We start from the raw sequence: 22,427 nt of genomic DNA on the forward strand, positions 1-22,427 counted from the left end.
TTGGAATTGACGATGAGCCAAACGAAACACATCCACATCCTCGGTATCTGCGGCACCTTCATGGGCGGCATCGCCGCCATCGCCAAGCAATCGGGCTATCGCGTCACCGGTTGCGACGCCAACGTCTATCCGCCGATGAGCACGCAACTCGAAGCCCAGGGCATCGAGCTCATCGAAGGCTGGGGTGTGGAACAGCTGGAGTTGAAGCCGGATGCGTTCGTGATCGGCAACGTGGTATCGCGCGGCAACCCGCTGATGGAAGAGATACTCAACCGCAATCTGCCGTATGCCTCAGGCCCGCAATGGCTGGCCGATACCTTGCTGCGCGACAAGTGGGTGCTGGGTGTGGCGGGCACACATGGCAAAACCACCACCACGTCGATGCTGGCGTGGATACTGGAACATGCGGGATTGAATCCCGGCTTCCTGATCGGCGGCGTGCCGCAGAACTTCGGCATCTCGGCGCGCTTGCCCTCACCCCAACCCTCTCCCGGTGGGAGAGGGGGTCATGGAGGTTTCTTCGTGATTGAAGCGGATGAATACGACACCGCCTTCTTCGACAAGCGTTCCAAGTTCGTGCACTACCACCCGCGCACCGCGATCCTGAACAACCTCGAATTCGACCACGCCGACATCTTCCCCGACCTGGCGGCCATCGAGACGCAGTTCCACCATCTGGTGCGCACCGTGCCGGGCAACGGGCTGGTGGTGAGCAACGGGCGCGAGGAATCTTTGGGACGCGTGATCAAGCGCGGCTGCTGGACGCCGGTGGAAAAGTTCGGGACTCTCCCTCACCCCAACCCTCTCCCGGGGGGAGAGGGAGTATCGGCGCAAGGTTGGCAGATTGACGAAGACAATATAGTGAGTTTCAACGGCAAGGTGCAGGGCGCATTGAAGTGGGACCTGATGGGCGAACACAACCGCATGAATGCACTCGCCGCGCTGGCCGCTTCACGCCATGCCGGTGTTCCCGTCGCACAAGGCTTGGCAGCACTCAACGGATTCAAGAACGTAAAGCGCCGCATGGAAGTTCGCGGCACAGTCAACGGCATCACCGTGTATGACGACTTCGCGCATCACCCCACGGCCATCGACACCACTGTCGCCGGGCTGCGCCACAAAGTCGGCACGGCGCGCATCCTCGCCGTGCTGGAACCGCGCTCCAACACCATGAAGCTGGGCGTGATGAAGAATGCCCTGCCCGGCAGCCTGAAAGATGCCGACCTGGTGTTCTGCTACGGCGCAAACCTAGGCTGGGATGCTGCCGCTTCGCTCGCCCCGCTCGGCGGCAAGGCCGTGGTCAAGGATGACCTGGACCAGTTGATTGAAGCCATCGCTGACGCGGCAAAATCCGGCGACCAAATTCTGGTGATGAGCAACGGCGGCTTCGGCGGGATACACGAAAAACTGTTGAAACGACTGGCGCAGTGAACTCTTACACTTTTCGCCTGCTCAATGTGTTTGCCATCGCCGACGATCCCTTCTCCGGCAACCCGCTCGCGGTTTTTGAAGATGCCCATGGCCTGACCGACGAACAGATGCAGGCGATCGCGCGGCAGATGAACCTGTCGGAGACGACGTTCATTTTCCCCAGCGAGCGCGCTAATGCGCGGGTTCGCATCTACACCCCTTCCTTCGAAATGCCGTTCGCCGGACATCCCACGCTGGGCACGGCACAGGTCGTGCGTTCGCTCAACCATGCCGGCGACAGCCTCACGCTGGAGATGAAGGCAGGCATCATCCCGGTCGCAGCCCAGGGCAACCGCTGGGAACTGCAGGCCAATGCGGCCAGGACACGCCCCATCGAGGCTACGCATGCCGAGTTGGCCCGGATGCTGGGGCTCGAGGTTGCAGATATCGGCGAACGGCCGTTGTGGATCGATACCGGCAGCGAACAGTTGATCATCCCGTTGCGTTCCGTCGCAGCCGTCGAGCGCGCTTCACCGGATATCAAACTGATGGCGCAACACGCTTTCTCGCCCATCCGCGGCGCAAGCATGTCCTATGTGTGGACGACGAATGATGCCGGCGAAATTGTCTCGCGCTTCTTCTTTCCCAAAACGCGCTCGATCGCAGAGGATCCGGCCACCGGTTCTGCCTGCGCCAATCTCGGCGGATGGTTCGTTGCCACTGGCGTGGCACTCCCTTTCCGGCAAATAATCCATCAGGGTGCTGCCGTGGGACGCCCGTCGTTACTGGGTTTGCGGGTAGAGCCGCGCGGGCGGATTTTTGTTTCGGGTTTGGTGATCGAACTTGGACGCGGGCAGATCGGCCTGTAAGTGCTGGTCGACCGGCCCGTTTGGCTGGTCACTGCAGGATATATTCAACCACTTCGACGGGCGTTTCCGAAAACGACTGGCCGAGACTGATCTGCCCGGCACCATGCAGTACGATCTTCTGGTGATTGAGTTGGATGACTTGTCCGTCACTGAAACGAATGTATGTGCCGTTTGCACTGTGATCTGTAAGCAGAAATTTACCGAAGTTGTATTCGATGAGTGCATGCTGGCGTGATGCCAGTTTGCTCTGAATCATGAGGTTGCAGGTTTCGTCACGCCCCAATAACGCGCTCCTTGCCTTCTCGTTGATCGTCAATACTTGCTGGCGATGGCGCAAGAGCAATTCATGCCGGCTTAGCGCTTCAGCGGGTTTGCGGAATGCCGACATACCGATGCGCGTGCTCATCGTATCGTCTTTTTCCCAGATGATCTGAAAGATGGAGAGCGTACCTTCCTTGCCGCGAAGTTCGCCGCGCATGACTGGACGGGCTTTCTTGCGCAGTTCCTGCGACAACTGATCCACCACGGTCTGGGTCGTCAGTATCTGCCTGGCTCTGGTGATCGCAGTGACGCGTGCGGCGACATTGACGGCATCGCCGAATATATCTCCCGATTCCCGGATAACATCGCCGCAATGCACGCCGATGCGCACATTGATATGCTGTCCGTTGACGGGATCTTGTTCTTCCATTGCCATCTGCATATCGCGCGCGGCATTCACCGCAGCGGTGACACTGGCAAATGTGCACATGATCTCGTCGCCTATGGTCTTGATCAATGTGCCCTGATGCCTGGCCATTTCCTGTTTCAGGACATCCAGCGTGCGCGAGACCAGATGCAGTGCCAGTTCATTTCCGAACTTGTCGTAAAGCGCGGTACTGCCACTGATGTCAGCAAACAGAATCGAAAGTTGTGATTTTTGCTGCTCTGTATTCATTAGCCGTTTGCGCCGAACATCATCCTCTTTGCCACGAATTTTTTGACCGGTGGCAGGCAATCCAGCAGCGTCAGTGCGGCAGAGCGTACATGTCCCAGCAGCGGCAAGTCATTTGAGAACAGGCGCACGAGACCGTCGGTGAAGCGGATGCCCGCATTGCGGTCGATGCGGCGCGATTTGCGGTATGCGGCACACATCGCTGCCGAACCGATGTTTTCCGGCGCGCTGTCGAGTATGGCCTGCGCCAGTTCCCACGCGTCGCGAATACCCATGTTGAAACCCTGTCCTGCCACCGGATGCAGGGTCTGTGCGGCATTGCCGATAAGCACAGTATGGGGAAACGTGATGTCAGGTGCGCGCTTCAGGCGCAAGGGGTAGCAGCTGCGTTTGCCGACGCTGAGGAACGTACCGACGCGGTCGCCGAAATGTTCCTGCAGGTTTTGCAGGAACGTCCGGTCGTCCCAGGTCAGCATCTCTTGCGCCTTGTCATGAGAGGCCGTCAGGACCAGTTCGTAACCGTCCAGATACGGCAGCAACGCCATCGGGCCCTGCGGGGTGAAATGTTCGAACGCCTTGCCGCAGGCAGGCTGCGAACTGGTGACATGGGCGATCACGCCGCTTTGACCGTAATCCTGCACCTGCGGCGGGTGCGATGCTTCCAGTAACTTGCCGCCCTCGGCGACGACAGCAAGACGCGCGGTGAGCGTGCGCGGCTGTCCCTGGTACTGATAAGTGATGACGGTGTTTTCGTTCGTGCTGCCCAGATCGCTCACCGTGGCTCCATAGAGGCAGGTAATGTCCGCGTTGTGCAGGACTTCCTGCAAAGCGGCATGCAGCGCGGTGTATGGCAGGACATAACCCATCTCCGACACCTGCATCTCGTCGGCATGCATGGTGGTATGGCCGGGTGAATTCTTCTGGGTGACTTCGATGGTCTTGATGCCGCTGACGTTCTGTATCCTGTTCCACGCGCCCAGCCGCTGCAGCAACAGGCGCGTGCCGTACGACAATGCCAATGCGCGCGGGTCGGTGGTGTTGATCTCAGATTCGCGCGCTTCGAGCAATACCACGTTCAGATCGTTGCCCTGCAGGACAATCGCCAGCGCAGCGCCGACAGGGCCGCCGCCTATGATCGCGACATCGCACCTGTTCTCATTCATGGCGCATCGCCTCTTCGATATCGCCGACGGACTTCGGTGCATCCTGCGTGATCACTTCATTGCCTTTCGCCGTGATGAGCACGTCGTCCTCGATGCGGATGCCGATGTTCCACAGGCCGCGCGGCACGCTGTCGCCCGGGCGGATATAACAGCCGGGTTCGACGGTAAGCATCATGCCGGGTTGCAGGGGCCGCCATTGCTCCCCTATTTTGTATTCGCCGACGTCATGTACGTCCATGCCCAGCCAGTGCCCGGTGCGGTGCATGTAGAACTGTTTGTAGCTTTCGGTTTCCAGCACCGATTCTACCGAGCCCTGGCAGAGCTTCAGGTCGATGAACCCTTGCGCCAGCACACGCAGTGCGGCTTCATGCGGTGCATTCCACAGCTTGCCGGGTATCGCGGCGGAGATGGCGGCGGCCTGTGCGGCAAGCACGATCTCGTACACGTCTTTCTGGGCGGCGCTGAACTTGCCGTTCACCGGAAAGGTGCGCGTGATGTCGGAAGCATAGCCGTCGAGCTCACAACCCGCATCGATCAGCAGCAGGTCGCCGTCGTTGAGGCGAGCGCTATTGCCCACGTAGTGCAGCGTGCAGGCATTCGCACCTCCCGCGACGATGCTGGTGTAGGCCGGATGGCGCGCGCCATGGCGGCAGAACTCATGCAGCAGCTCGGCCTCCACTTCGTATTCGTGCCGACCCGGACGGGTGAAGCGCATGGCACGGCGATGTGCGCCGCAGGATATCCTAGCGGCACGATGCATGATGTCCTGTTCGTGCTTGTCCTTGATCAGGCGCATTTCGTTGATCGGTTCGCGCACGTCGCGGATTTCGCTTGGCGCCCGGATGCCGCTGCGCGCTTTCGCTTTCACGGCTTCGCGCAACTTGATGATGCGCGCATCCCAGCCGGTGTCCGCACCGACCGGGTAATACAGCACAGGCTGGTTGCCCATCAGCTCGACCAGCTTCTCGTCCAGCTGCGCGATGGGATAAGCAGCGTCGAAGCCAAATTTCTCACTCGCCCCGTCCGGACCGTAACGGAAGCCATCCCAGACCTCGCGTTCCGCGTTCTTTTCGCGGCAAAACAGTATGGTCTGCATCTTGTCGCCTGCGATCAGAACCAGCACGGCTTCCGGTTCGGTAAAGCCTGTCAGGTAATAAAAGTGGCTATCGTGGCGATAGTCGTAATGCGTGTCCGCATTGCGCGCCACTTCGGGCGCGGTGGGAATAATGGCAATACCCTGCTGCATCTGTGTTTGCAGGCGTTTGCGGCGTTCGGGGAAATGAGAGAAGTCAGTCATGGCGACCATTCTGCGGTGCGCGCAGCTGCTTGTCGAGTTCATCCAGCCGTTGCGGCGTTCCCACATCGACCCACATGCCGCGATGATGCTCGCCGCTGACCCTGTCCAGCACAATTTGCTCGCGCAACAAAGGTGCCAGCGGCGCTTTGACCCCGCGCTTCATATGGGAAAACAGCGAAGGCCGATACAGGCCGATGCCGCTGAAAGTCAGGATTCGGGATGCCGGATTCGGGATACCGGATTCGGCAGGATATTCGGGGATGACGCGGTTTCCCTGCAGGATGAAATCACCCTTGGCGTTGTGTTCCGGGTTATCCACCAGCACCAGATGCACTGTGTCCTGGCTGCACCGCATCTGCTCGGCGCGCGCAAGAAGCCGCGAAAAATCGTAATCGCAATAGATATCGCCGTTGACGACCGCAAAGGGCTCGCTCCCCAGCAGGGGCAAGGCGAACGCGATGCCGCCCGCCGTTTCCAGCGCGGTGCCTTCATCCGAATAACGGATGTTTGCCCCAAACTCGCTGCCGTCGCCCAATGCCTGCTCGATCTGTACGCCAAGGTGAGCGTGATTGATAACGAGGTCACTGATACCCGCGCGGACCAGCCGCTCGATATGCCACACGATGAGCGGCTTGCCTCCTGCCTGCAACAGGGGTTTGGGCGTGTGGTCGGTGAGCGGGCGCATCCGTTCGCCGCGGCCGGCTGCAAGGATCATCGCGATCAAGGGGTTACGCCTTTCACGATTGCTCTTTCTCCCGCTTGCGCAGGGGGAGAGCGCAGCGAGGGGGATTTGGATAGGGGGAGAAGCTCAGCATTAAATGGAGGCTCCCGTTTGATGCGCCTGCATTTCCAGTTCGATCAGAATGTTAAGAAGCGGTTTGAGATCGATGTAGCGCTCGCACGCTAGGCGCAAATAGTCCATCACCAACGGCATGTCCTTCAGGTAGCCATCCTTGCCGTCGCGGTGATACAGCCGCGCGAAGATGCCGAGTACCTTGATGTGGCGCTGGACACCCATCATTTCGTAGTCGCGGTAGAACTCGCCGAAATCTTCGCGCACCGGCAAACCGGCTTTACGTGCCTTCTCCCAGTAGAGAATGATCCAATGCATGATCTCTTCTTCTTCCCAACGGATGTAGGCATCCTTGAACAGGGAGGCAAGGTCGTAGGTGATGGGGCCAAATACCGCGTCCTGAAAATCCAGGATGCCGGGGTTGTTCTTTTCAATCAGCATCAAGTTGCGAGAATGATAGTCGCGGTGCACATACACGCTTGGTTGTGCAAGGTTATTTGCAAGTATGCGGGCAAATACTTCTTCCAGTTTGGCTTGTTGTTTTGCACTAAGCGTCACACCCAGATGCCTGGAAATGTACCATTCAGGAAACAGGTTCAACTCGCGGCGCAATAGCGCCTCGTCATAAAGTGGCAGTTCGTTCTCGCGTGAAGCCAATTGGATTTGGATCAACGCGTCGGTCGCTGCACCGTAAAGCCGGGTTGCGCTCTCCTGCGTCAATGCTTGCAGATAAGTCGTGTTGCCGAGATCGGACAGTAACAGGAACCCCTGCTTCAGGTCTTGCGCATAGACATGCGGCACATGCGTGCCCGCGTCCTCGAACAATTTGCCCACATGCAGGAACGGCCGGCAATCTTCATGTTGCGGTGGTGCATCCATTGCGACCCTGGTTGTTCCGTCAGCGAACGTGGCACGGAAGTAGCGGCGGAAGCTGGCATCGGCAGAAGCGGGGGCAATCGTGAAGGTTTGATTCGGGTACAGGCTGGAAAGCCAGTCAATTAGCTGTTTTTGACGCTGCATTTGATTGCCTTAATGATGGTTTTGTGCGATTTTAGCACCTTAAATATATTTGCCCCGCACCATGCCTTTTCGCTTTTCCCCCGTTGCGATTCTTGTACTAGGACTGTTTCCCCTACTCGGCCATGCCGAAGATACGGCATTGCAATTGAAGCTGGATCGCACGTTCAAGCGGCATCCGGTCGAAGTAGAAGGTGCAGCCGCATTCATCAATGCGCAACATGTGGAAGCCAAAAAGGACGATCAGATAGAGGCGAGCGGCGATGTCGAATTGCGCCAGAACGGACAGATTGTGAGCGCCAACCATCTGATTTATGGACAAGTCAGCAAGGATGTACTCGCTGAAGGCGCGGTGCGACTCGAACAACCCGGTGTTATTGCCACAGGACCCGTATTGAAGTTGAACCTTGCCACCGACCTGGGCGAGATGAGTCAACCGCAGTTCGAGTTTCCCGATAATCACGCGCGCGGCGCGGCAGAAACAATGCATATCCTCGGGAAAAAGAGCTACTCTTTTGATAATACGACTTTTACGACGTGCCCGGCCGGAAACGACGATTGGTTGCTGAATGCCAATCAACTGGATATCGATCGCACGACGCAAATCGGAGTTGCACATCAAACAGTGGTGGATTTCAAAGGCGTGCCCGTACTCTATACACCGTGGATGGACTTTGCCCTGAACGACAGTCGCCGCTCGGGTTTCCTGGCACCCAGTTTCGGCAGCACCAGCACAGGCGGTACGGAACTTTCCCTGCCTTATTACTGGAACTTGGCACCTAACGCGGATGCGACTCTTACGCCGCGATGGATCGCCAAGCGCGGCACGCAATACAATAGCGAGTTCCGTTACCTGGAGCCAAGCTATTCCGGACAATTACATTATGAAGAGTTAGCGAATGACCACTTGACCGGCACTTCACGTTCCTTTCTGTCGATGAAACACACCCAAAATCTGGGTGACGGTTTTGGCTATGCCATGGATGTCAGCAGAGTATCGGACGATAATTATTTTCGCGACCTCGCTACTACAGTAATGGGTACCTCGCAAACCATTCTGATGCGTGACAACGCGTTGACCTATAACACCGGTCCGTGGGCGGCCGTAGCGCGGGTGCAAAGCTTCCAGACCCTGCAAGATCCTCTCGCACCGGTCGTGCCACCTTACAGGCGTCAACCGCAATTGCTTCTGAATGGGCAAGAGAATTTGGGTGACGCCAATGTCCGTCTTGCCAGCGAATATGATGACTTTCACCACGACACTTTGGTCAACGGAGAGCGTCTGGTGCTCAACCCTTCCGTAAGCTACCCGCTGATAGACGAACTCGGTTATTACCTGACGCCAAAACTGGGTCTGCACTATACGCAATACAAAATGGGCGCGAACAATACATCGGCATTGCCGGATGCATCGCGCGCCCTGCCCATCTTCAGCGTGGACAGCGGCATGACTTTAGAACGCGACTTGCCTTCTCTTTTCGGCGGCAGTTATTTGCAAACCCTCGAACCCCGTCTTTTTTATACCTACATTCCCTATCGGGACCAGAGCCAGTTGCCTGTTTTCGACTCGGCAGTGGCTCCGCTTACCTTTGGGCAGCTATTCACCGAAAACCGCTTTTTTGGCAGCGATCGCGTGGGTGATGCCAATGCAGTATCCATGGCAATGACTTCGCGCCTGATCGATAACGAGGGAGGCACAGAGCGTTTGCGCGTAATGCTGGGAGAGCGCTTCAGTTTCAAGACACCTCAGGTGTACATGTATGCGCCTACGGAAAACGCTGCCCGTTCGGATATTCTGGCGGGCTTGGGCGGAAGGCTGTCCAAAGCCTGGACAATGAATAGCCTTTACGAATACAACCCCAATCAGTCGGAAACCATGATGTATAACGTGACGGCGAACTACAAACCGGAACCCGGCAAGGTATTGAATCTCGGTTACCGTTACACAAGTCAAGCCCTGGCCCTGAATACTGGCTTGCCCTACGCCCTGCGCCAGGCGGATATCTCCACCGAATGGCCGCTATTCGGCCACTGGCTTGGTGTGGCGAGCTGGAGCTATTCACTGATTGATAAAAGTCCTGTGGAGTCGCTGTTCGGGCTTGAGTATAATCAGGCTTGCTGGACGATGCGGTTCGTTGCGCAAAGTGTCGTGACAGCTATCAATGTTAAAGCCACCGGTATCTTCATACAACTTGAGTTGAACGATCTGGTACGCATCGGCTCCGATCCGCTGGATGCATTGCGCCTCAGTGTGCCCGGTTACACCAAGATGAACAGTCTGCCTGCCGCTCAGCCTGACCCGGGCCTGCGTTGAGTCGAAAAATAAACGAAAGAGAAAATTTTGAGCAAAAAAATATTCGCCTTAATTCTGTTTGCTTTTGCAGCGTTTGCATCTGCAACAGAATCGCAAAAGCAGGGCGTTCCCCTCGACAGTATCGAAGTCATCGTAAACGACGATGTTATTACTCACCTCGAGCTGGAAAAGCGCGTCGTCAGTGTGTCAAAGATGTTGCAAAGCCAAAAGACCGCACTGCCCGACAAAAGCGTACTGGAAAGGCAAGTTCTCGAACGCATGATCACCGAGATGTTGCTTTCGCAGTTTGCCAAGGAAAGCGGTTTGCGTATCGACGATGCCCAACTGGACAAAACCATCCTGCGCATCGCGCAGCAGAACAAGTTTGCCACGGTGGCCGCTTTTCGCGCAAAACTGGAACAGGATGGCACAAATTTCAATGAATTTCGCGAAGAGATACGCAACGAAATCATCTCGGTACGCCTGCGCGAAAGGGAAGTCGACAGCAAGCTGGTCATCAGCGAAAACGACGTCGACAATTATCTGAGCAATCAGGAGCGCCAGGAAGGAAAGGGCGATGAATTGCTGCTCGCCCACATTCTTGTGGTCGTTCCCGAACAAGCCAGTGCGGACAAGATTCAGAACTATCGCGGCCGTGCAGAGCAGGCCCTTGCCAAGTTGCGCGGCGGCGCTTCGTTCGCGCAGGTTGCGGCCGGCTATTCGGATGCCCAGGATGCGCTGAAGGGCGGTGAACTCGGCTGGCGTCCGGCCGATCGTATGCCACCCATGTTTGCCGATGCTTTGGCCAAGATGAAGCCCGGCGATGTAAGTGATGTCCTGCGCAGCCCGAGCGGTTTCCATATCATTAAATTGCTGGACCGGCGCAACAAGGATGCAGCCGTCGTTGTCACGCAAACGCATGCTCGACACATTCTCATCAAGACCAGTGAGCTGGTTTCCGAGAACGAAGCAAAGAGCCGCTTGCAGGAAATCAAGCAGCGCATCGACAAAGGAGCCGATTTTGCCGAGGAAGCGCGACTGCATTCCGACGACGGCAGTGCCTCCCAGGGCGGCGATTTGGGCTGGCTATCTCCCGGCGAAACCGTACCCGAGTTCGAAAGCGCAATGGATGCATTGAAGGTCGGTCAGATCAGCGGTCTGGTGCAAACGGGTTTCGGCTGGCACCTGATTCAGGTACTGGAGCGCCGCAATACCGATGTAAGTGTCGAACAGAAGCGTTTGCGTGCACGCAATGCCATCCGCACTTTCAAGTCGGATGAAGCATATCAGGACTGGTTGCGCCAGTTGCGTGACCGCGCTTTTGTCGAGTATCACAACGAATCGAAGTAATGCAGCGACCTCTCGCCATCACTGCGGGCGAACCTGCCGGTATAGGCCCCGATCTGTGCGTGCAACTGGCGCGGCATGAACAACCGCTGGTGATCATTGCCGACAAGTCGTTGTTGCAACAGCGTGCTGCTGAACTTGGTATCGACCTTCAGCTGCATGACCACACTGCTGCCATGCCCCACCTGTCCGGCAAACTCAGCGTACTGCACATTCCCCTGGTTCACTCCGCTCAGGCCGGAAAGCTTGATCCGGCAAACAGCACTTATGTGCTGGAAACCCTGCGCCGTGCAGTGCAGGGCTGCATGTCGGGTGAATTTGCGGGTATGGTCACTGCACCCGTGCACAAGAGTGTCATCAACGATGCGGGCTTCGCCTTCACCGGACATACGGAATTTCTTGCCGAACAGTCTCACACTCCGCAAGTGGTGATGATGCTGGCCGGCGGGGGCATGCGTGTTGCGCTGGTGACAACGCACCTGCCGTTGCGGGAGGTGGCGGATGCCATCACTGCGCCATTGCTCGAAAGTGTGCTGCGCATCCTGCAACACGATCTGCAATTCCGATTTGGCATCGCTCAACCCCGCATCCTGGTCGCGGGACTCAATCCTCATGCCGGAGAAGACGGATACCTCGGACGCGAAGAAATTGATGTGATGATCCCTGTTTTGAACAGGCTGCGTGCCGAAGGCATGAATGTCAGCGCGCCTTTGCCTGCCGACACCCTGTTTGCCCAACACCGTTTGCAGGAGTGCGATGCCGTACTGACGATGTATCACGATCAGGGGCTGCCCGTACTCAAGCACGCCAGCTTCGGCGGCGGGGTAAACATCACACTGGGGCTGCCTTTCATCCGTACCTCGGTCGATCACGGCACCGCATTGGAACTGGCGGGCACGGGCAAAGCTGAAGCGGGTAGCCTGCTTGAGGCGATCAGGGTCGCTTCGGAAATGGCGCACAATGAGCGCGCATAAGGCCAAAAAGAAGTTTGGCCAGAACTTCCTGGTCGACGAGCAGATCATTGCCGATATCATCCGTGCGATCCGCCCCAAAGCCGACGACAACATGGTGGAGATCGGCCCCGGACTTGGCGCACTGACAAGGCCGCTGTTGAAGCTGTTGAATACACTGCATGTGGTAGAGATCGACCGCGATATCATCGCCCGCCTGAAAACAGATTATCCGCAGGACAAGATCGTCATTCACGAAGGCGATGCATTGAAATTCGATTTCGCCGGGCTTCCCGCACCCTTGCGTATCGTCGGCAATCTGCCGTACAACATCTCTTCGCCGCTGCTGTTCCATTTTTCCGACTACGCGGCACGCATCACCGATATGCATTTCATGCTCCAGAACGAGGTCGTGGAACGTATGGTTGCCGCACCTTCGACGCCGGAATACGGACGGCTGTCGGTGATGCTGCAATACCGCTTCTATATGGAAAAGCTGATCGACGTGCCGCCGGAATCGTTCCGCCCTGCACCCAAGGTCGATTCCGCCATCGTGCGCATGATTCCGATACCCGCCGACAAGATCACGGTGAAAGACGAAGCCCTGTTCGCCAAAGTCGTATCTGCGGCCTTCGGCCAGCGGCGCAAGACCTTGCGCAACACGCTCAAGAGCCGTCTGGGCGAAGCGGACTTCGCGCAACTCGGCATCGATGCGCAGTTGCGTGCCGAAAATCTGGGGGTGGCGGAATTCGCCAGCATCACCAGGCTGTTGAGCGGGCGCGCATAAGTCCGGTTTCGGTTAGAATCACGCTTCACCATATCCAAGCCAGTCGGCGTCCCATCATGTCTGACATTCCACCCATCGTTCTCACCTTCGCCGCCACCGACCCCAGTTGCGGGGCGGGTATGCAGGCCGACATCCTGACCATCGCCAGCATGGGCTGTCACCCGCTGTCTGTAGTCACTGCCATCACCGTGCAGGACAGCAGCGGCGTCGATGATGTGCAACCCGTGGATTCCGATTGGGTGGCGGATCAGGCGCGTACAGTGCTGGAAGACATGCCCGTCGCCGCGTTCAAGATCGGGCTGCTGGGCAGCGTGGAAAACATCGCTGTCATCGCGGAGATCATCTCGGATTATCCGGATATTCCGCTGGTATTCGATCCGGTGCTGGCTTCCGGCCGCGGCGACGAACTGGCGAACGAAGACATGCTGGATGCGCTGCGCGAACTGCTGTTGCCGCAGACGACTATCCTCACGCCAAACAGCATGGAAGCTCGCCGACTCATCGTTGATGAGGAAAATGAAGGCGACGATCCGGAGTTGTCCGAGTGTGCCAAGCGTATCCTGCGGCTGGGCTGCGAATATGTGTTGATCACCGGCACCCATGAGCACACGCCCAAGGTGATCAACAATCTGTATGGCGAGCGCGGTCTGGTTCGCAGCGACACGTGGCCGCGCCTGCCCGGCATCTATCACGGCTCCGGCTGCACCCTGGCCGCGGCGATCGCCGCACTGCTGGCGAACGGATTGTCGATGGAAGACGCCGTGCACGAAGCGCAGGAATACACTTGGGAAGCGTTGAAATACGGTTTCCGTCCCGGCATGGGTCAACACATTCCGGATCGCCTGTTCTGGGCGCGCGACGAAGACGCGGAAGATGAAAGCGAAACCCGGCATTAAAGGCGGGACTGAACGAATACAACCCCGATAAGGTGTGGGCGGGGAAGATGTAGGTGAGACTCGTTGTTCGGAGATCAGTTTGACCTTGCAGCAAACCATTAGCGGCCTTTATGCCATCACGCCGGACCGCCCTGATACAGAAGAGTTGTTGCTATGCGTGCGTTTGGCCTTGAAGGGCGGTGCACGGGTGCTGCAATACCGCAATAAATCCGCCGATACCGCATTGAAATTGCGACAGGCGCAGGCCTTGCGCGCACTCACCGAAGAATTTGGTGCGATTTACATCGTGAACGATGATGCGGGGCTTGCGGCACAAGTCGACGCGGACGGGGTGCACCTGGGTGGCGAAGATGGCAGTGTTGCCGCAGCTCGCGCCCTGTTGGGCAAGCAAAGGATCATCGGTGTGTCTTGCTATAATCGCGCCTCGCTTGCGCAGGAAGCAGTGCATCAAGGAGCGGATTATGTGGCGTTCGGCGCGTTTTTTTCTTCGAGTATCAAACCCGGTGCGGTCAAAGCAGACGTAGAATTATTGCGAACGGCTCGCGACGTGCTGAGCGTGCCCATTGTCGCTATCGGCGGTATCACGCAGCTCAACGGCCCAGCCTTGATCAATGCCGGTGCAGATGCATTGGCGGTGATCACCGCCCTGTTTGAGGCACCGGATATCGAACTTGCCGCACATGGATTTTCAACACTTTTCAGCAGGACATAAGCAATGACTTTTCACAATCCCATGACTTCCAAAAACGAATCTCTTTTCGAGCAATCCCAACTACGCATCCCCGGTGGCGTGAATTCTCCGGTGCGCGCCTTTCGTTCCGTGGGCGGCACGCCACTGTTCTTCCAGCGCGGGCAGGGTGCCTACGTATGGGATGCCGACGGAAAGAAATATACCGATTACGTCGGATCCTGGGGGCCGATGATCGCCGGTCATTGCCATCCTGAAGTCGTTAAAGCAGTGCAGGATGCAGCAGCCCAGGGCCTGGGTTTCGGCGCACCGACCGCGAGCGAACTGGAGATGGCCGAATTGTTGTGCAAGCTTCTGCCTAGCCTGGAAATGGTGCGTCTGGTCAGTTCCGGCACCGAAGCCACCATGACGGCGATCCGTCTGGCACGCGGTTTCACCGGCCGCTCGCGCATCGTCAAGTTCGAAGGTTGTTACCACGGCCACTCTGACGGGCTGCTGGTCAAGGCTGGCTCCGGGGCGTTGACGTTCGGCCAACCCAGTTCTTCCGGCGTGCCTGCCGAAATTGCCGCGCTGACCACTGTACTGGATTACAACGATGCAGCCGGACTGGAAAAGACGTTTGCCGAAATGGGCAAGGAAATTGCTGCGGTGATCGTCGAGCCGGTCGCAGGCAACATGAATCTGATCGCGCCAAAGCGCGAATTCCTTGATGCGCTGCGTAACCTTTGCACCAAATACGGCGCCGTGTTGATCCTGGACGAAGTGATGACCGGCTTCCGCGTCAGCCTGCAGGGCGCGCAAGGCTATTACGGCATCAAGCCCGACTTGGTCACGCTGGGCAAAGTGATGGGCGGAGGCTTGCCCGCCGCCGCGTTCGGCGGACGCCGCGACATCATGCAATGTCTGGCACCGCTGGGGCCTGTGTACCAGGCAGGTACGCTGTCCGGCAATCCGGTTGCAGTCGCGGCAGGCCTGACTACGCTCAAGCTGGTCCAGGCACCCGGTTTCTATGAACGCTTGTCGCAACTTGCGAAGCAGCTTACCGAGGGTTTGACTGAAGCAGCCAAAAAACACGGAGTTCCGTTCTGCGCACAATCGGTGGGCGGCATGTTCGGTTTGTATTTCAGCAAGACTGTGCCGACCAGCTATGCCGAAGTGATGGCCGGCGACAAGGAAGCGTTCAACCGTTTCTTCCATGCCATGCTGGACGCGGGCCACTACCTTGCGCCGTCCGCTTTCGAGGCTGGTTTCGTTTCTGCTGCGCACACCGATGCCGACATCGCGGCGACCGTCGCGGCGGCAGACAAGATCTTCGCGGCCTGGAAATGAGCGCTCCAATAAATTCGGAATTTTGGGATGCAGCGCAAGGCGCACGGCGCGCAGCGACCGAGACATACCAGATAGGTAGGCGAAAGAGCGAGCACCGTGCAACGCCGCGGTGCGCCCAAATAATGAATTTATTGGTGCGCTCATAATGGGACTTTTTTCACAAGCGGAGTTCTTTACCACCGTCAATCACATGAAGGACTTGCCGTGGCATGGCGGCAAGGAAGTGGCGTTCGTCGGGCGTTCCAACGCAGGCAAGTCGAGCGCCATCAATACGCTGGCCAACCACACGCGTCTTGCCTACACCAGCAAGACACCGGGACGTACACAACACCTCAATTATTTTTCTCTTGGCGAAAACAGATTCCTGGTCGACCTGCCCGGTTACGGTTATGCCAAAGTGCCGCCGGATGTCCAGGCGCATTGGGAAGCATTGTTGAGCGAGTACCTGCAAACCCGCGATGAGTTGTGTGGCTTGGTAGTCATCATGGATGCGCGGCATCCACTGACCGAGCGCGACCAGGGCATGCTGGGCTGGTTTGCCCCTACCGGGAAACCCATCCATATCCTGCTCACCAAGTCGGACAAACTGAGCCGCCAGCAATCCACGCAAACACTGCGCGATGTCAGAGAATTTTTGCAGGAACATTTTCCGCAGTGCACAGCCCAATTGTTTTCCAGTCTTAAGAAACTGGGCACGGATGAGGCGGAGGCGGTAATCGCGAGCTGGTTCGCCGCAGATTCAGAAAATTCAAATGGCTAAGCCAGACAAGGCGCCTGGAGAAAAGCCGCCGCGCCGCATACACTAAGTATGCAAGCAAGGTTTTGCGAGGGCAACGCCGTATGGCGACGCCATTTGGATTTTATGGGTAAAAAAACGCCCCTGAACCAAAGGGGGAGGTCAGGGGCATCAAAAGTCTTTACAGGGTAAAGACGCCCGCTCAGGGAGGAGAAACGGGAAGCAGCTTTCGCTACTCGGAGAGTCAGACGGGACTGTGCGAAAATAGTTCCGGAAATTTTGTTAATTTTAGGAATAACCATGCAAACACTCGGACAATTTCCCCAAAGCAGAATGCGCCGCATGCGCCGTGACGCGTTTTCACGCGACCTGATGCGAGAGCATATACTCACTCCGAAAGATTTCATCTATCCGGTCTTTGTACTTGAAGGCAGCAACAAGGCCGAGGACGTCAAGTCCATGCCGGGCGTACAACGAAAGACACTGGATTTGTTGATCAAGGATGCGGAGCAATGCATGAAGCTGGGCGTTCCGGTCATGGCTATTTTTCCGGTCATCGATGCGCCGTTGAAAAGCCTGGATGCGCGCGAGGCCTATAATCCTAATGGTCTTGTACCGCGCGTAGTTGCCGCGCTGAAGAAAAATTTTCCGGAATTGGGCGTGATGACCGACGTCGCGCTTGATCCCTATACCACTCATGGTCAGGATGGCCTGATCGACGACAGCGGTTATGTCCTGAATGACGAGACCGTGGAAGTGCTGGCGAAGCAGGCGCAATCCCATGCAGCTGCCGGTGCCGACATCGTTGCCCCATCGGACATGATGGACGGACGGATCGGTGCGATACGCGCGGCGCTGGATGCACATAATCACATCTACACCCGCATCATGGCGTATTCCGCCAAATATGCTTCCAGCTTCTATGGCCCGTTCCGAGATGCGGTCGGCTCCAGCGGCAATCTGGGCAAGGGCAACAAGTACACCTACCAGATGGATCCTGCCAACTCCGACGAAGCACTATGGGAAGTCGGCCTTGATCTGCAGGAAGGCGCGGACATGGTGATGGTCAAACCGGGCATGCCTTACCTTGATATCGTGCGACGTGTGAAAGACGAATTCAAGGCACCTACTTTCGTCTATCAGGTGAGCGGCGAATATGCCATGTTGAAAGCCGCAGCCCAGAACGGCTGGCTGAACGAGGAAGCCTGCGTACTGGAAGCGTTGCTGGCGTTCAAGCGTGCGGGGGCAGACGGGATACTGACTTATTTTGCGCTGGATGCAGCGAGATGGTTGAAAGAATGACTGTTCGGTAGCGCATCGTGATTCTTATCCCGTACCTCCAAACCCCGCGCAGTCGCTGGGGTTGACACGATACAGCAAAACACTGACACTTTAGCCATGTGCCGATTTGAGTTCAGCTTGCGGGGCACGTTAAATATACCAGCTAAAGCGAGGAGACCCGCTCTAGCCCAAGCTGCGCGGGTTTTCTTTTTGGGGTTCCATTGAACGCTTCGGTTGGCATCGTCAGCGCACAGCGCGCATTCTTTGATACACCGCTCACATTCAAGAGCGGTGCGGTGCTGTCGCGCTATGAACTGGTGTATGAGACTTACGGCACATTGAATGCCGACAAATCGAATGCGGTCCTGATCTGCCACGCACTGTCCGGCCATCATCATGTCGCCGGGTTCTACGCCGACAACGAGAAGAACGTCGGCTGGTGGGACAACATGGTGGGACCGGGCAAGCCCATCGACACCAAGAAATTTTTCGTCATCGCGCTGAACAACCTCGGTGGCTGTCACGGTTCGACCGGCCCTTCCAGCATAGAGCCCCAGACCGGCAAACCGTATGGCGCGAATTTCCCTGTCATCACGGTAGAAGACTGGGTGGAGTCCCAGGCGCGCCTTGCCACGCTACTCGGTATCACTCAATTCGCTGCCGTGATCGGCGGTAGTCTCGGCGGCATGCAGGCGATGCAGTGGGCATTGTCTTATCCCGAGCGCGTGCGGCATGTACTGGCCATCGCTTCGGCGCCTCATCTCACCGCGCAAAACATCGCCTTCAATGACGTCGCGCGCAGCGCCATCCTGACCGATCCGGATTTTCACAGCGGCGATTTCTACCAGCATGGCGTAGTACCCACTCGCGGCCTGCGCCTGGCGCGCATGCTCGGACATATAACCTATCTTTCCGACGATGCGATGGCAGATAAATTCGGGCGTGAGCTGCGCTCGGGAAAACTGAATTTCAACTTCGATATCGAGTTCCAGATCGAGTCTTACCTGCGCTACCAGGGTGACAAGTTCGCTGCGTATTTCGATGCCAACACTTATCTGCTGATGACCAAGGCGCTGGACTATTTCGATCCGGCGCGCGAACTCGACGGTGACCTGAATCGCGCATTTGCCGCGGCGAGGGCAAAATTCCTCGTAGTGTCGTTCACCACCGACTGGCGCTTTTCACCGGGGCGGTCGCGCGAGATCGTACATGCGCTGCTGCACAACAAGCTGGATGTGAGCTATGCGGAGATCTCTTCACAACACGGTCACGATTCATTCCTGATGGATGACGAACAGTATTTCTCGGTGATGCGCAATTATCTGGATCGCGTAGCGCGGGAAGGGGCTGCATGAATAGCTCTATCATCGAATCGCGTCCTGACTTCGCGGCCATCGCGGCCTGGATACCTCAAGGTTCGTCCGTACTCGACCTCGGCTGCGGCGACGGTAGCCTGTTGCGTTACCTGCGCGAAACGCGCGAGGTGCAGGGTTACGGTGTGGAAATCAGCGACGCCAACATTGCTGCCTGTATCGCCAACAACGTCAATGTGATCCAGAGTGACCTTGAATCCGGCATTGCCGATTTCGAAAACCAGTCATTCGATTTCGTCATCCTGTCGCAGACATTGCAGGCAACGCGCCACACCGAGGCCTTAATGAATGAAATCGTGCGCGTGGGACGCGAAGGCATCGTCAGCTTCCCCAATTTCGGCTATTGGAAAAACCGTTTGCAGGTGTTGCTGGGCAACATGCCGGTTTCGGACGAATTGCCGTACCAGTGGTATGACACGCCCAACGTTCACCTGTGCACGCTGGACGATTTCGAATTTCTTTGTGCGCACTTGCATATTCGTGTACTCGGACGGCATGTAATGGCAGGCGGCAGGAACGTTCATGCAATGCCTAACCTGCTCGGGAGCACCGCGGTGTATCGCTTCCGTCTCGACGCTTGATCCATGACTGTTTGGGAGCAACTCTTTACGAAGCGCATGCTCATCTGCGTTTTCACGGGATTTTCTTCCGGCCTGCCTCTGTTCCTGCTGTTCAATCTTTTGCCTGCGTGGCTGCGTAGCGAACAAGTCGACCTGAAAACCATAGGCCTGTTCGCGCTGATTCAGTTTCCCTATACATGGAAGTTTCTATGGTCGCCTTTGCTGGACCGCTACGCGGCACCGATGCTGGGACGGCGGCGTGGCTGGATGCTGCTGACCCAGATCGGCCTGCTGGCTGTGATCGCTTCCCTGGGTGGTTTCTCGCCGACCACCGATCTTGTTGCAATCGCATGGGTGGCGACACTGCTTGCCGTGCTGAGCGCCACGCAGGATATCGTGCTCGACGCCTATCGCCGCGAACTCTTAAGTGATGCCGAGCTGGGCCTGGGCAACGCGATCCACGTCAATGCATACCGCATCGCCGGGTTGGTGCCCGGTTCACTTTCGCTCATTCTTGCCGATCATCTGCCGTGGAGCATGGTGTTCATCATCACCGCGCTTTTCATGCTGCCCGGCATGGCCATGACGATGATGGTAAAGGAACCGCACCGGGCCTCACCGCCCAAAACCCTGCGCGAAGCCGTCGTTGAGCCTTTCCACGAATTCATCACCCGCCAAGGCTGGAAGAGCGCGCTGCTCATCCTCACATTTTTATTGTTCTACAAACTCGGTGACAGCATGTGCACCGCCCTGGCAACGCCCTTCTACCTCGACATGGGCTTTTCCAAATCCGATATCGGCCTGATCGCCAAGAATGCAGGACTATGGCCGTCCATCATCGGCGGTTTGCTGGGCGGGCTCTGGATGGTCAAGATTGGCATCAACCGCGCGTTATGGCTGTTCGGGGTGGTCCAGGTGGTATCCATCTTCGGCTTCGCCTGGCTGGCTTCGGTCGGCCATCACGCCGAGATCAGTGGGATCGAACGTGCCCAGTTGGCGCTGGTCATCGGGATGGAAGCATTGGGGGTGGGGCTGGGCACAGTGGCCTTCGTCGCGTTCATGGCGCGCACCACCCACCCGGCCTACACTGCAACCCAATTCGCCCTGTTTACCAGCCTGATGGCAATGCCGCGTACTTTTGCCAATGCGGCCACAGGGTGGCTGGTCGAGACGATGGGATGGATGAATTTTTTCTTTTTGTGCGCGCTGCTGGCGATACCGGGGATGCTGTTGTTGTTCAAGGTTGCGCCGTGGAATGAAGCATCAAGGAATGCATCAAATTGACGTCCAGTTAATGTTTCTTAAAGGTATCGCTGCTAATGCATTTTAAGGTGTCCACTTTTAGCTAGGAGCCAAGCTATGGTGCAAGACGATGGTGACATTGTTCGGGGTCTCGGCTTCATCTCCATGTACTCAGCTTGGGTCGAAGAAGACGTTGATGACATTCTTCGTTTACTTTCTCCTATCCATCCATTTGACGAGAAAATTCAACGTTGGCAAATTAGTCGCAAGCTAGAGCATGCAGCTCAAATTGTTGAGCGTCTTGAAAGCGAAGAATTAGTAAAACTACCCGGCGTACTTCGAGCAGGAATTGGTTTATTCGAAGACAGAAATGCTGTTATTCATGGTCGCATTTATGCCGGTTTCGATAAGACAGACTACGTTCAATCTGGAAGGCCAAACGTTCCCACTCGTGCAGTCACGTCAGAAGAGCTATACAAATTGGCCAATGAATTCACAAACTATCGTGGTCACCTCATTGGGCCGCAGCTTTTCCGACTCCCTAGGGCTATCGCTGCTGTAATTAGCCAGCGTAGGGTGCAATAAGCGTAGCGCATTGCACCGCTTGTCTTCCCCTGTGCGCCGCCGAGTAGCGCAGGCTGGTCAGGGGATTTCGGCGAGGACTGTCTGAGCGCGTAGCGCGAGTTCCGCAGCCGCCTGACCAGTCGAGCAACGCAGGGTACCCACGAAGTAGGCGGCGCACCGGGGGCGCCCTCTTTTGGTTACTTTTCTCGGCAAGACGAGAAAAGTGACTTGCTGTCGGGCAACCACCGACGGTGTTGGGTTTGAATATCGTTCATGCTTCGACAAGCTCAGCACGAACGGTGCGCAGTTGCCGATCCTGCACTTTCGCCAACACCACCTGCGCACAAACCGCCCCGATCAGCGCCATCAACATATCCGTCTGCGTATCCCACGGATCGCCCTGCGTGCCGAGAAATGCGTCTGCTCCTTGCCCCATGGTGATCGCTGCCACCCATTCGATGAGTTCATAGCTCGCGCTGACTGCCAGGCAACACGCCGTTACCAGCGTGAACAGCAGTTTGCCGCGTTGCAGCGGCGAGCTTCGCAGCAGCAATTCGCGGAACAGAAGGGCAGGCACGAATCCCTGTGCGAAATGGCCGATCTTGTCGTAGTCGTTGCGCACAAATCCGAACCAGTTCTCCATCCAGTATCCCAATGGAACTTCGGCATAGGTGTAATGCCCGCCGACCATAAGAATGATCGCATGCACGAACAACAGGCGATAGACCAGTGGCGTTAAGGTGTAACTTTTATAGGTGGCAACGAAGACGGGAACTGCGATGAAAATCGGTGCGGTCTCCATCCACCAGGTGGTGTAGTCGTGCGGATGGATGGCGGTGAGGGCAAGCAGAATGCTGCCGGTGATCATTAGCCACAATGGCTCGTTCCCTGTTTTCAT

Annotated in this window: 21 protein-coding genes; 15 read left to right on the forward strand and 6 right to left on the reverse strand. The window is 57.0% G+C overall.

All coding sequences use genetic code 11. From position 1 onward, the window contains the following. The first annotated feature begins 12 nt into the window (after positions 1-12). Positions 13-1,431: a UDP-N-acetylmuramate:L-alanyl-gamma-D-glutamyl-meso-diaminopimelate ligase gene (mpl, locus tag QOY30_RS17625; RefSeq protein ID WP_283745922.1), complete on the forward strand. Its 1,419-nt coding sequence runs from the start codon at positions 13-15 to the stop codon at positions 1,429-1,431. Next, positions 1,428-2,279, forward strand: coding sequence for a PhzF family phenazine biosynthesis protein (locus QOY30_RS17630; RefSeq protein WP_283745923.1), 852 nt, complete (start codon positions 1,428-1,430; stop codon positions 2,277-2,279). Before mpl ends, QOY30_RS17630 begins: the two co-directional genes overlap by 4 nt. Before the next feature lie 28 nt (positions 2,280-2,307). Here the strand turns inward: QOY30_RS17630 and QOY30_RS17635 are convergent, their stop codons facing one another. The 5 genes from QOY30_RS17635 to QOY30_RS17655 form a co-directional block, all read right to left on the reverse strand. Continuing rightward, positions 2,308-3,216 carry an adenylate/guanylate cyclase domain-containing protein gene (locus QOY30_RS17635; protein ID WP_283745924.1) on the reverse strand — a complete coding sequence of 303 codons (909 nt, stop codon included), beginning with the start codon at positions 3,214-3,216 and terminating at the stop codon, positions 2,308-2,310. Beyond that, positions 3,216-4,376, reverse strand: a complete 1,161-nt coding sequence (locus QOY30_RS17640) for an FAD-dependent monooxygenase (RefSeq protein ID WP_283745925.1) — start codon at positions 4,374-4,376, stop codon at positions 3,216-3,218. The genes QOY30_RS17635 and QOY30_RS17640 overlap by 1 nt, the downstream gene beginning before the upstream one ends. Then, positions 4,369-5,673, reverse strand: a complete 1,305-nt coding sequence (locus QOY30_RS17645; protein ID WP_283745926.1) for an aminopeptidase P N-terminal domain-containing protein — start codon at positions 5,671-5,673, stop codon at positions 4,369-4,371. The genes QOY30_RS17640 and QOY30_RS17645 overlap by 8 nt, the downstream gene beginning before the upstream one ends. Then, entirely contained in the window at positions 5,666-6,388 is a 723-nt protein-coding gene (gene murU, locus QOY30_RS17650; protein ID WP_283746085.1) for an N-acetylmuramate alpha-1-phosphate uridylyltransferase MurU, read from the reverse strand. Before murU ends, QOY30_RS17645 begins: the two co-directional genes overlap by 8 nt. A gap of 99 nt (positions 6,389-6,487) precedes the next feature. Further along, positions 6,488-7,486, reverse strand: coding sequence for an aminoglycoside phosphotransferase family protein (locus tag QOY30_RS17655; RefSeq protein WP_283745927.1), 999 nt, complete (start codon positions 7,484-7,486; stop codon positions 6,488-6,490). Positions 7,487-7,547: 61 nt separating this feature from the next. Between QOY30_RS17655 and QOY30_RS17660 the strand changes: the two genes are divergently transcribed. From QOY30_RS17660 to QOY30_RS17720, 13 genes are all read left to right on the forward strand, one after another. After that, positions 7,548-9,797 carry an LPS-assembly protein LptD gene (locus QOY30_RS17660; protein WP_283745928.1) on the forward strand — a complete coding sequence of 750 codons (2,250 nt, stop codon included), beginning with the start codon at positions 7,548-7,550 and terminating at the stop codon, positions 9,795-9,797. A gap of 24 nt (positions 9,798-9,821) precedes the next feature. Continuing rightward, the gene (locus QOY30_RS17665) at positions 9,822-11,126 is read left to right on the forward strand and encodes a peptidylprolyl isomerase (RefSeq protein WP_283746086.1); all 1,305 of its coding nucleotides are present in this window, start codon (positions 9,822-9,824) and stop codon (positions 11,124-11,126) included. After that, positions 11,126-12,097 (forward strand): 4-hydroxythreonine-4-phosphate dehydrogenase PdxA, encoded by a 972-nt coding sequence (pdxA, locus tag QOY30_RS17670; RefSeq protein WP_283745929.1) that lies wholly within the window; start codon positions 11,126-11,128, stop codon positions 12,095-12,097. Before QOY30_RS17665 ends, pdxA begins: the two co-directional genes overlap by 1 nt. Continuing rightward, the gene (rsmA, locus tag QOY30_RS17675; protein ID WP_283745930.1) at positions 12,084-12,860 is read left to right on the forward strand and encodes a 16S rRNA (adenine(1518)-N(6)/adenine(1519)-N(6))-dimethyltransferase RsmA; all 777 of its coding nucleotides are present in this window, start codon (positions 12,084-12,086) and stop codon (positions 12,858-12,860) included. The genes pdxA and rsmA overlap by 14 nt, the downstream gene beginning before the upstream one ends. Before the next feature lie 56 nt (positions 12,861-12,916). Continuing rightward, the gene (gene thiD / locus QOY30_RS17680) at positions 12,917-13,756 is read left to right on the forward strand and encodes a bifunctional hydroxymethylpyrimidine kinase/phosphomethylpyrimidine kinase (protein WP_283745931.1); all 840 of its coding nucleotides are present in this window, start codon (positions 12,917-12,919) and stop codon (positions 13,754-13,756) included. Positions 13,757-13,835: 79 nt separating this feature from the next. Beyond that, positions 13,836-14,468, forward strand: coding sequence for a thiamine phosphate synthase (gene thiE / locus QOY30_RS17685; RefSeq protein ID WP_283745932.1), 633 nt, complete (start codon positions 13,836-13,838; stop codon positions 14,466-14,468). Between the two features lie 21 nt (positions 14,469-14,489). Then, a complete protein-coding gene (gene hemL, locus QOY30_RS17690; RefSeq protein ID WP_283746087.1) occupies positions 14,490-15,773 on the forward strand; it encodes a glutamate-1-semialdehyde 2,1-aminomutase in 1,284 nt (427 codons plus the stop codon). A 145-nt stretch (positions 15,774-15,918) separates the two neighbouring features. Then, a complete protein-coding gene (gene yihA, locus QOY30_RS17695; protein WP_283745933.1) occupies positions 15,919-16,533 on the forward strand; it encodes a ribosome biogenesis GTP-binding protein YihA/YsxC in 615 nt (204 codons plus the stop codon). A gap of 276 nt (positions 16,534-16,809) precedes the next feature. Beyond that, entirely contained in the window at positions 16,810-17,811 is a 1,002-nt protein-coding gene (gene hemB, locus QOY30_RS17700; protein WP_283745934.1) for a porphobilinogen synthase, read from the forward strand. A gap of 200 nt (positions 17,812-18,011) precedes the next feature. Beyond that, the gene (gene metX, locus QOY30_RS17705) at positions 18,012-19,145 is read left to right on the forward strand and encodes a homoserine O-succinyltransferase MetX (RefSeq protein ID WP_283745935.1); all 1,134 of its coding nucleotides are present in this window, start codon (positions 18,012-18,014) and stop codon (positions 19,143-19,145) included. After that, on the forward strand, positions 19,142-19,744 hold the full coding sequence (gene metW / locus QOY30_RS17710; RefSeq protein WP_283745936.1) for a methionine biosynthesis protein MetW: 603 nt from the start codon (positions 19,142-19,144) through the stop codon (positions 19,742-19,744). The genes metX and metW overlap by 4 nt, the downstream gene beginning before the upstream one ends. 3 nt (positions 19,745-19,747) lie before the next feature. Continuing rightward, a complete protein-coding gene (locus QOY30_RS17715) occupies positions 19,748-21,007 on the forward strand; it encodes an AmpG family muropeptide MFS transporter (protein WP_283745937.1) in 1,260 nt (419 codons plus the stop codon). Positions 21,008-21,082: 75 nt separating this feature from the next. Then, positions 21,083-21,550, forward strand: a complete 468-nt coding sequence (locus QOY30_RS17720) for a hypothetical protein (protein ID WP_283745938.1) — start codon at positions 21,083-21,085, stop codon at positions 21,548-21,550. 250 nt (positions 21,551-21,800) lie between these two features. On the opposite strand, the gene QOY30_RS17725 is transcribed toward QOY30_RS17720, so the two are convergent. Beyond that, positions 21,801-22,427: a DUF2238 domain-containing protein gene (locus tag QOY30_RS17725; protein WP_283745939.1), complete on the reverse strand. Its 627-nt coding sequence runs from the start codon at positions 22,425-22,427 to the stop codon at positions 21,801-21,803.

Source organism: Sideroxydans sp. CL21, assembly GCF_902459525.1.
Classification (GTDB): domain Bacteria; phylum Pseudomonadota; class Gammaproteobacteria; order Burkholderiales; family Gallionellaceae; genus Sideroxyarcus.

Coding starts and splice junctions, on each gene's coding strand:
- QOY30_RS17720 (WP_283745938.1), top strand. CDS start 21,083: ATGGTGCAAGACGATGGTGACATTGTTCGGGGTCTCGGCTTCATCTCC.
- murU (WP_283746085.1), bottom strand. CDS start 6,388: ATGATCCTTGCAGCCGGCCGCGGCGAACGGATGCGCCCGCTCACCGAC.
- metW (WP_283745936.1), top strand. CDS start 19,142: ATGAATAGCTCTATCATCGAATCGCGTCCTGACTTCGCGGCCATCGCG.
- QOY30_RS17635 (WP_283745924.1), bottom strand. CDS start 3,216: ATGAATACAGAGCAGCAAAAATCACAACTTTCGATTCTGTTTGCTGAC.
- QOY30_RS17640 (WP_283745925.1), bottom strand. CDS start 4,376: ATGAATGAGAACAGGTGCGATGTCGCGATCATAGGCGGCGGCCCTGTC.
- thiD (WP_283745931.1), top strand. CDS start 12,917: ATGTCTGACATTCCACCCATCGTTCTCACCTTCGCCGCCACCGACCCC.
- rsmA (WP_283745930.1), top strand. CDS start 12,084: ATGAGCGCGCATAAGGCCAAAAAGAAGTTTGGCCAGAACTTCCTGGTC.
- pdxA (WP_283745929.1), top strand. CDS start 11,126: ATGCAGCGACCTCTCGCCATCACTGCGGGCGAACCTGCCGGTATAGGC.
- QOY30_RS17645 (WP_283745926.1), bottom strand. CDS start 5,673: ATGACTGACTTCTCTCATTTCCCCGAACGCCGCAAACGCCTGCAAACA.
- QOY30_RS17715 (WP_283745937.1), top strand. CDS start 19,748: ATGACTGTTTGGGAGCAACTCTTTACGAAGCGCATGCTCATCTGCGTT.
- mpl (WP_283745922.1), top strand. CDS start 13: ATGAGCCAAACGAAACACATCCACATCCTCGGTATCTGCGGCACCTTC.
- QOY30_RS17660 (WP_283745928.1), top strand. CDS start 7,548: ATGCCTTTTCGCTTTTCCCCCGTTGCGATTCTTGTACTAGGACTGTTT.
- QOY30_RS17655 (WP_283745927.1), bottom strand. CDS start 7,486: ATGCAGCGTCAAAAACAGCTAATTGACTGGCTTTCCAGCCTGTACCCG.
- QOY30_RS17725 (WP_283745939.1), bottom strand. CDS start 22,427: ATGAAAACAGGGAACGAGCCATTGTGGCTAATGATCACCGGCAGCATT.
- yihA (WP_283745933.1), top strand. CDS start 15,919: ATGGGACTTTTTTCACAAGCGGAGTTCTTTACCACCGTCAATCACATG.
- hemL (WP_283746087.1), top strand. CDS start 14,490: ATGACTTCCAAAAACGAATCTCTTTTCGAGCAATCCCAACTACGCATC.
- hemB (WP_283745934.1), top strand. CDS start 16,810: ATGCAAACACTCGGACAATTTCCCCAAAGCAGAATGCGCCGCATGCGC.